The sequence below is a fragment of the Yersinia sp. 1252 StPb PI genome (genome assembly GCF_048593885.1).
In the GTDB taxonomy this organism is placed as follows: Bacteria; Pseudomonadota; Gammaproteobacteria; order Enterobacterales; family Enterobacteriaceae; genus Yersinia; species Yersinia enterocolitica_E.
The window spans coordinates 1-1,573 of record NZ_JAZGQE010000361.1; the positions used below are offsets into that span (position 1 = coordinate 1).

A 1,573-nucleotide genomic window follows, 5' to 3' on the forward strand; every position below is an offset into this window, starting at 1 on the left:
TTTTGCCCCCATGCCTTCTTGAGTTTAATGATAAACAGCTCAACCTCAGAATCAGTATGTTTGGAAACCCACCGATCAAACAATGAAAATATTACTAAATGCGGGAGGTTTTTCTTATAAATATCAACACTTTTTTCCGTGATTTTAATTTTTTCAAAATATGATAACAGCCATCGATAATCAGAATCATAATGCGAGCTATATCTGTCAGATGGAAACCAAAAGGGATTTTTGAATTTGCTTTGAATTCTTTCCCATACTTGCTTTCGTTCATTAAGTAATAATTGAATATGTTGTTTATTTGATGCTGCACATAGCCTATCAATTAACCTTAAAGCAGCTTCGTGAATAATCCGTTCTTCATTTTCCTTAAAAACGCCAACCGGCAGCACAACGTCAAAGAAATTAACCTCTTTGTTATAAAGCATCCGATATTCAAAATGAAGCATATCGAAAACATAAGATAACGCTCTAGGGTTGTTAAACCACGCAAGCTCACCTTCAGGTATCAATGTATCTTTTGCCTGGATTTTAAAAAACTCCAGTTGTTTCTCAGGTAAATTGTTTGTCAAACCTCCTTTATCATTGACTAAATTAAGTAAGTTCCCCTCGACTGAATCACCATTCATAACTTTACTAATTAATATATCCAAATCATTCTCTGATAAGGGAACGCTCTTTCCAACCAGATATAAAACCATTAATGAAAGCCGCTTCTCATACATGCAAGGTATAATTTTTACCNTCAAAATAACCATTCACTCTACGTAGACATTAACGTAGTTTCTTGCGTAGATATTCTCGTGTCAATATCTTAATGTAAACTCTGTCTAGGCGGTCTATTTTTGCAAGTAAGGAGGCATTTTTTAGCATGTAATCCGATGCTCAGCTAAAGATTAATGTAACAAAACAGGCGACATAAGGAGGTAAAGAAACCACTGATTATTTTTATACCATTGCTTCCGTCACACTCATGTATTATCAGATGATAGCAATTTCTTTAATCTATTGAGAGGAATGCAACTTGCTGCTTAAAATATAATTTTATGGTACTGGAACACTCAGAATTTTTATTTAATACCAACAGACTTAAATCCCACCATTTATTGAAAAACCAGACTATTAAACTTCTCCACTGTTACTACCTGAAAATACTGACACCCATCAATTACTGGCACTCAAGATGGTCCGTAGAATTTTGTGACTATCGAATCATAACTGATGACCTATTTTGTATAAAAACAACTAACCTCTAACTTTCCAGCATGTAAAGAAAGAAACCCTCTCTAACCTTAAATTATTTCACACAATGGGTAATTTTTTAAAAAAACTCATGAAATTACCTTTGCCTTTCAATTTTATTTTATTGATAAAACACCCACCACTAATTTCATCCACTCCGAAACCCAGCATTATCTTACCGACACCTACAATACAATTTAATTATCATAAAAAAATAACAAAAAAACGTCCCTAATAAAATTAAAAAATCAACATCATGGTGAACTCCTCCATGAAGCCCAAGGATTAAATCATTCAGTACCCTTCGTTAATCTCCACATCTAAGCTATAG

General features: G+C 33.5%; 1 pseudogene. It reads right to left on the reverse strand.

Annotation, left to right across the window (positions count from 1 at the left end):
• Positions 1-701 (reverse strand): annotated as a pseudogene (locus V2A85_RS23590) (hypothetical protein); the annotation flags it as partial.
• Between the last annotated feature and the right edge of the window lie 872 nt (positions 702-1,573).